This window comes from Nocardia sp. NPDC002869, assembly GCF_046764065.1.
GTDB classification, from domain to species: domain Bacteria; phylum Actinomycetota; class Actinomycetes; order Mycobacteriales; family Mycobacteriaceae; genus Nocardia; species Nocardia rhamnosiphila.
The window spans coordinates 1-6,188 of record NZ_JBKOOL010000242.1; the positions used below are offsets into that span (position 1 = coordinate 1).

The following is a 6,188-nucleotide window of genomic DNA, read 5'->3' on the forward strand; positions in this document are numbered from 1 at the left end:
CCGGACCGGCTCCCCTTGGCTTGGTGGTTCTTGCCGACGACCCGCTGTGCCGGACCCTTGAGGCCGGCACAGCGGGTCGGACTACTTGGTGATATCCACTCCGGGAACAGCGTCGGCGATGACCGAATCGGCCGCCACGACCGCGCCGCCACGTTTGCGGCGGCCCGCCCGCAGGCGCTTCTCCAGTCCGGTGGCGATCGTGGAGAGCAGCACGTTGAGCACGATCATGATGATCGCGACCACGATCAGCGCGGGAATCGTATTGGATTCCGCCGCGCCGAGCTGCTGCGCGCTGCGAACGACCTCCTCGTAGGTGATCACATAACCCAGCGCCGAATCCTTCAGCGCGACCACCATCTGGGAGATCAGGGCCGGCAGCATCGCCGTGATCGCCTGCGGGAGCAGGATGAGCCGCATCAGCTGACCCTTGCGCAGACCCAGCGCCACTCCGGCCTCGGTCTGCCCCTTGGGCAGCGACAGAATGCCGGCGCGCACGATCTCGGCGATCACCGACCCGTTGTAGATGGTCAGGGCCGTCACCACGGCGCCCAACGCCAGGTACTCGGATTCGAAGAGGTCGTATTCGGAGTACAGGGCGAACAGGAAGATCATCAGGATCAGCACCGGGACGGCGCGGGCGATCTCGACGACCGTGCCCGCCGTCCAGCGCACCCAGCGGTGATCCGAGAGCCGGGCGATACCGAAGATCATCCCGATCACCAGAGCGAACACAATGGACAGCAGCGCGGCGAGGACCGTGCCGCGCAGGCCGGGCAGGATGTAGGTGCTCCAGACCGCCCCGTCCAGGAACGGCTCCCATTTCTCGGCCGTGAACTGCCCTTTGTCGGCGAAGCCGCGGTAGACGAACCACCCCGCGGCCACGACCACTACGAACACCACGACCGAGTAGGCGATATTGCGAATGCGGGCGGCAGGACCCGGTGCGTCGTACAGAACAGAAGCCTGGCGCATCAGGGAGCCTCCCACAGAGCGGTTTCATGCGGTCCGCGGAGGCCGCAAGGGCGGAGGTTTCGCTTCATCGGACCCTCCCGCGAAAGCAGTTTGGGGCGATCCGCGGAGGCCGCAGCGAAGGCGCAGGTATCGCAGTAGCGCATCATCGGGCCACCTCGAATCGTTTGGCCAGATGTCCGAACAGCAGGCCGGCGGGCAGCGTCAGGATCACGAAACCGAGCGTGAAGATCAAGCCGATGGCCAGCAGCGCCGCTTCGGTTTCGATCATGTTCTTCATCAGGAACGACGCCTCGGCGACGCTGATCGCGGAGGCCACCGTCGTGTTCTTGGTCAGTGCGATGAACACACTGCCCAGTGGGGCGATCACCGAGCGGAACGCCTGGGGCAGCACGATGATCCGGAGATTCTGCAGGAAGCCGAGACCCAGCGAGCGGCCGGCTTCCGACTGGCCCAGCGGCACCGTGTTGATACCGGCCCGCAGTGATTCGCAGACGAATGCCGCCGTGTACACGCTGAGGCCGATCACGGCCCAGCGGAAGTTGTTGTCGGCCAGCGAGGTGGGTCCCTCGGAGGCCAGGTTCATTCCGAGGGTGGAGTACAGGCCCAGGGAGCAGAACACCAGGATGAGGGTGAGCGGGGTGTTGCGGAACACGGTCACATAGGCCGTGCCGACCCAGCGGGCCACGGGGACCGGCGATACCCGCATTCCGGCGACGACGGTACCCAGCACCAGGGAACCCACCGCCGAGAACACGGTCAGTTTTATGGTCATCCAGAATGCTTCGAGCAGCTGGGTGTCGTATTCAGAGATCAAATCGAACACGGTGGTTGCGTGCCTCCGATCGGCAGGATGGGCCCGGACCGGAGGGCTGGGCCGCGCTCGCGGCCCAGCCCTCCGATGCGGTGGTCAGTACCGGTCCACCTGCGGGGCCTGCGGGGTCTCGTAGCTCGCGGCCTTACCGACCGTCTCCTGGAACGCGGTGTCCCAGGCGCCCGAGCTGATCATTTCCTCGATCGCGTCGTTGATCTTGTTGCGAGTGTCCTGATCGCCCTTCTTCAGGCCGATCCCGTAGTTCTCGGTGGTGAACTTCTCGCCGACGACCTTGTACTTGCCGGGCGACTGCGACGCGTAACCGGCCAGGATGATGTCATCGGTGGTCACCGCCGCGACAGCACCACTGTTCAGACCCTCGAGGCACAGCGAGTAGGTGTCGTAGGTCTGCAGCTGGGTGTCGGGGTACTTCTTCTGGATGTTCTGCGCGGGCGTGGAACCGGTCACCGAGCACACCGTCTTGCCTTTGAGGCTCTCCGGGCCGGTGACATCGTTGTTGTCGGCCCGCACCAGCAGGCTCTGTCCCGCGACGTAGTAGGGGCCGGCGAAATCGACCTTCTCCTTGCGCGCGTCGGTGATCGAGTAGGTGGCGACCACGAAATCGACCTGCCCGTTCTCGATCAGCGTTTCGCGCTGCGCGGAGGGGGCTTCCTTGAAGGTGATGCCGTCCGGCTGGACGCCGAGTTTCGAGGCCACATACTTGGCCACCTCGACATCGAAGCCGCTGTAGGTCCCGTCGGTGTTACGCAGGCCCAGACCGGGCTGATCGTATTTGATGCCGATGGTGAGCTCGCCCTCCTGGGCGTTCTCCAGCGCGGTCTTGTCGCTGCCGCCGCCACAGGCGGCGGTGGTGGCGGCGGTGACGGCCACCGCGACCGCGCCGACCGCGATGCGGAGTGCTCGATTGATCCTCATCGGTTTCCTTCCCTCATCTCCTCGACGGCGCGATGCCGTCGAGTTTGTGCCTATCTATCCGCCGGGCAGATTCAGTGACTGAGAATCTTGCCCAGGAAGTCCTTGGCACGATCGGACTTCGGTGCACTGAAGAACGTCTCCGGGTCGGTGTCCTCGACCACCTGGCCGTCGGCCATGAACAACACCCGATCGCCGGCACGGCGGGCGAAGCCCATCTCATGGGTTACCACCAGCATGGTCATGCCCTCTTTGGCCAGCGAAACCATTACATCGAGGACTTCGTTGACCATCTCCGGGTCGAGAGCCGAGGTCGGCTCGTCGAACAGCATCACCTTGGGGTTCATTGCCAGGGCCCGGGCAATGGCGACGCGCTGCTGCTGACCGCCGGAGAGCTGGGCGGGATACTTGTCGGCCTGGTTGGCGATACCGACCCGTTCCAGCAGTTCCATGGCGTGCCGGCGGGCCTCGTCCTTCTTGGTTCCGCGGACCTTCATCGGCGCGAGCATGACGTTGTCCACGATCGTCTTGTGCGCGAAGAGGTTGAACGACTGGAAGACCATGCCGACATCGGCGCGCAGGGCGGCGAGGGCGCGACCCTCGGCCGGCAGCGGCACTCCGTCGACGCTGATCTCTCCCGAATCGATCGGCTCCAGCCGGTTGATGGTGCGGCAGAGCGTCGACTTCCCGGAGCCCGACGGCCCGAGCACGATCACGACCTGCCCACGGGGCACCTCGAGGTTGATATCGCGCAGCACGTGCAGGGCACCGAAGTGCTTGTCGACGGCGCGTAGGGTGATCATGGGCACAGCAGTAATGTCGCCGGCCGCCTCTGGCGTGTCGGCGTCGGTGTCGGTCATGGAACTGACCTTAAGCCGAAATTTCGGTTTTGCGAGCCTTTCGGCGACACTCCCCGGCGCCACACCGAGCCGAAATTCGGGTTCAACCCGGTGGTCATCCGCTGTAATCCGTTCGCTCGGCCGGGATTTGCCCGCCGCGGGGCCGACGGGGCGGCACCGGCGGACCGGCCGGGCGATCCCCCATATGTGGGAAGGACCACGGTGGGCGCGCCACCTGCGCGCGGTCGCGGGCGGGCCGGGCCCGGCCGTTGTGGCGGGAGGTGCGGATCTGCTGGAAAACGCCCGGACGGCGGCCCGTACCCTGGACCCGTGGATTCGATCGGACAGGTAGCGCTCCCCACCCGGCTCGAGTCGGCCGGCGCGCGCAGTTACGAGGTCCGCACCTTCGGTTGCCAGATGAACGTGCACGATTCCGAACGCTTGTCGGGCCTGCTCGAGGATGCGGGCTATCGGAAGGCCGCGCCCGGCGCGACGGCCGATCTGGTGGTCTTCAACACCTGCGCGGTGCGGGAGAACGCGGACAACAAACTGTACGGAACCCTTGGCCATCTCGCGCCGGTCAAGGCGTCCCGGCCCGGTATGCAGATCGCGGTCGGCGGCTGCCTGGCCCAGAAGGACCGCGATTCGGTCCTGAGCCGGGCGCCCTGGGTGGATGTGGTGTTCGGTACCCACAACATCGGGTCGCTGCCGGTGCTACTGGAACGCGCCCGGCACAACAACGAAGCCCAGGTCGAGATCCTGGAATCGCTCGAGGCATTCCCCTCGACCCTGCCCGCGCGCCGGGAATCGGCGTACGCCGGGTGGGTGTCGATCTCGGTCGGCTGCAACAACACCTGCACCTTCTGCATCGTGCCCGCCCTGCGCGGCAAGGAAGTGGACCGGCGCCCCGGTGATGTGCTGGCCGAGGTGCAGGCGCTGGTGGACCAGGGTGTGCTGGAGGTGACGCTGCTCGGGCAGAACGTCAACGCCTACGGTGCCTCCTTCGCCGACCCCGGGCAGCCCCGCGACCGCGGCGCGTTCGCCAAACTGCTGCGGGCCTGCGGCGGGATCGAGGGCCTGGAACGAGTGCGCTTCACCTCACCGCACCCGGCGGAGTTCACCGACGATGTGATCGAGGCGATGGCCGAGACCCCGAACGTCTGCCCGCAGCTGCACATGCCGCTGCAGTCGGGTTCGGACCGTGTGCTGAAGGCCATGCGCCGGTCCTACCGGCAGGCCCGCTATCTGGGGATCATCGAGAAGGTACGGGCGGCGATGCCGCATGCGGCGATCACCACCGATATCATCGTCGGTTTCCCGGGGGAGACCGAGGAAGACTTCCAGCAGACCCTCGACGTGGTGCGGCAGGCCCGGTTCACCAGCGCTTTCACCTTCCAGTACTCCCCGCGACCGGGCACTCCGGCCGCGGAGATGGCCGATCAGATCCCCAAGAAGGTGGTCCAGGAGCGGTACGACCGGCTGATCGCGCTGCAGGAGCAGATCTGTGTGGAGGCCAACCACGCCCTGATCGGCACCGAGGTGGAACTCCTGGTCGCCGACGGCGCGGGCAAGAAGAACGCCGCGACCGCCCGGATGAGCGGGCGGGCCCGGGACGGGAGACTGGTGCATTTCCGGCCCGACGGGGCCGGCGCGCCGATCCGCCCGGGCGACCTGGTCACCGTCGAGGTGACCGGTGCGGCGCCGCATCACCTGGTCGCGGACTCGGGGATCCGGGCACATCGCCGGACTCGGGCCGGTGACGCGCACGAGGCCGGTACCACGCCGAAGACCGCGCCGATCGGTGTCGGGCTCGGGCTGCCACGGATCGGGGCGCCGGCACCGGAACCGGTCGCGGCGGGCTGTGCCGCCGGATGCGGGACATGAGCGCGACCGGCGACGACGACCGGCGCGACGAGGATCGCGCGGCGGAGGATGCGCGGGACGCGACCCCGCCGGCACACGACGCGCCGGCCCCGGGAGACCGATCAGGCGAGGGAAACGAGGACCACGTGAATCCGGCCGAGACCGAGCAGTTCGAAGAATTCCGCGAAGACCTCGACGCGGTGGAGCGCCGGATCGCGGGTGAGATCGACCCGGGTGTGCGCGCCATGGTGGTGGCCGGTGCGGTGTTCCTGCTGCTGCTGTCGCTGGTGTTGCCGCATACCGGCGGCGCGCGCGGTTTCGATGTGCTGCTCGGTTCCCAGGCGGCGGCGGCCGAACACGTCGGGTTGCCGTCGCGGATCTTCGTCTGGTTCGTGCTGATCTTCGGAATCGGTTTCTCGCTGCTGGCCCTGATGACCCGGCGCTGGGTGCTCGCGTGGATCGCGGTGGCCGGATCGGCGATCGCCAGCGCGTTCGGGGTGTTCTCGATCTGGCACCGGCAGACCCCGGGCCTGAACAACTACGTGGGGTCCGGGCCAGGTATCGGCCTGGTGCTGGGCACCCTGGCGATCATGGTGCTGACCTTCCACTGGGTGAAGGTCGTCTGGAGCCGGACCGCGCTGCAACTGGCGGCCGAGGAACAGCGGCGGCTGGCCGCGGCCCGCGAGGAGGAGCGGCAGCGGCGCGATCGGTTCGGCAAGGACTGACTTCCGCAGAGGCGGGCCGTCCGCCGTGACCGGTGGCCACGGCGG

General features: G+C 67.3%; 6 protein-coding genes. 2 read left to right on the forward strand and 4 right to left on the reverse strand.

From position 1 onward, the window contains the following. Window positions 1-81 precede the first annotated feature (81 nt). The 4 genes from ACLML9_RS27205 to ACLML9_RS27220 all read right to left on the reverse strand — a co-directional run bounded on the left by ACLML9_RS27205 (window position 82) and on the right by ACLML9_RS27220 (window position 3,519). On the reverse strand, window positions 82-975 hold the full coding sequence (locus tag ACLML9_RS27205) for an amino acid ABC transporter permease (protein ID WP_411948188.1): 894 nt from the start codon (window positions 973-975) through the stop codon (window positions 82-84). Window positions 976-1,114: 139 nt separating this feature from the next. After that, the gene (locus ACLML9_RS27210; protein WP_411948185.1) at window positions 1,115-1,795 is read right to left on the reverse strand and encodes an amino acid ABC transporter permease; all 681 of its coding nucleotides are present in this window, start codon (window positions 1,793-1,795) and stop codon (window positions 1,115-1,117) included. Between the two features lie 84 nt (window positions 1,796-1,879). Beyond that, the gene (locus ACLML9_RS27215; protein ID WP_030521659.1) at window positions 1,880-2,719 is read right to left on the reverse strand and encodes a glutamate ABC transporter substrate-binding protein; all 840 of its coding nucleotides are present in this window, start codon (window positions 2,717-2,719) and stop codon (window positions 1,880-1,882) included. A 71-nt stretch (window positions 2,720-2,790) separates the two neighbouring features. Beyond that, complete coding sequence (locus tag ACLML9_RS27220) at window positions 2,791-3,519, reverse strand: amino acid ABC transporter ATP-binding protein (RefSeq protein WP_085995427.1); 729 nt, start codon at window positions 3,517-3,519, stop codon at window positions 2,791-2,793. A gap of 366 nt (window positions 3,520-3,885) precedes the next feature. Here ACLML9_RS27220 and miaB point away from each other — a divergent pair, with 366 nt between their 5' ends. Both miaB and ACLML9_RS27230 read left to right on the forward strand, forming a co-directional pair. Further along, the gene (gene miaB, locus ACLML9_RS27225; RefSeq protein ID WP_411948186.1) at window positions 3,886-5,439 is read left to right on the forward strand and encodes a tRNA (N6-isopentenyl adenosine(37)-C2)-methylthiotransferase MiaB; all 1,554 of its coding nucleotides are present in this window, start codon (window positions 3,886-3,888) and stop codon (window positions 5,437-5,439) included. Next, window positions 5,436-6,143 carry a hypothetical protein gene (locus ACLML9_RS27230; RefSeq protein WP_411948187.1) on the forward strand — a complete coding sequence of 236 codons (708 nt, stop codon included), beginning with the start codon at window positions 5,436-5,438 and terminating at the stop codon, window positions 6,141-6,143. Before miaB ends, ACLML9_RS27230 begins: the two co-directional genes overlap by 4 nt. Window positions 6,144-6,188 lie beyond the last annotated feature (45 nt).

Coding starts and splice junctions, on each gene's coding strand:
- ACLML9_RS27215 (WP_030521659.1), bottom strand. CDS start 2,719: ATGAGGATCAATCGAGCACTCCGCATCGCGGTCGGCGCGGTCGCGGTG.
- ACLML9_RS27220 (WP_085995427.1), bottom strand. CDS start 3,519: ATGATCACCCTACGCGCCGTCGACAAGCACTTCGGTGCCCTGCACGTG.
- ACLML9_RS27230 (WP_411948187.1), top strand. CDS start 5,436: ATGAGCGCGACCGGCGACGACGACCGGCGCGACGAGGATCGCGCGGCG.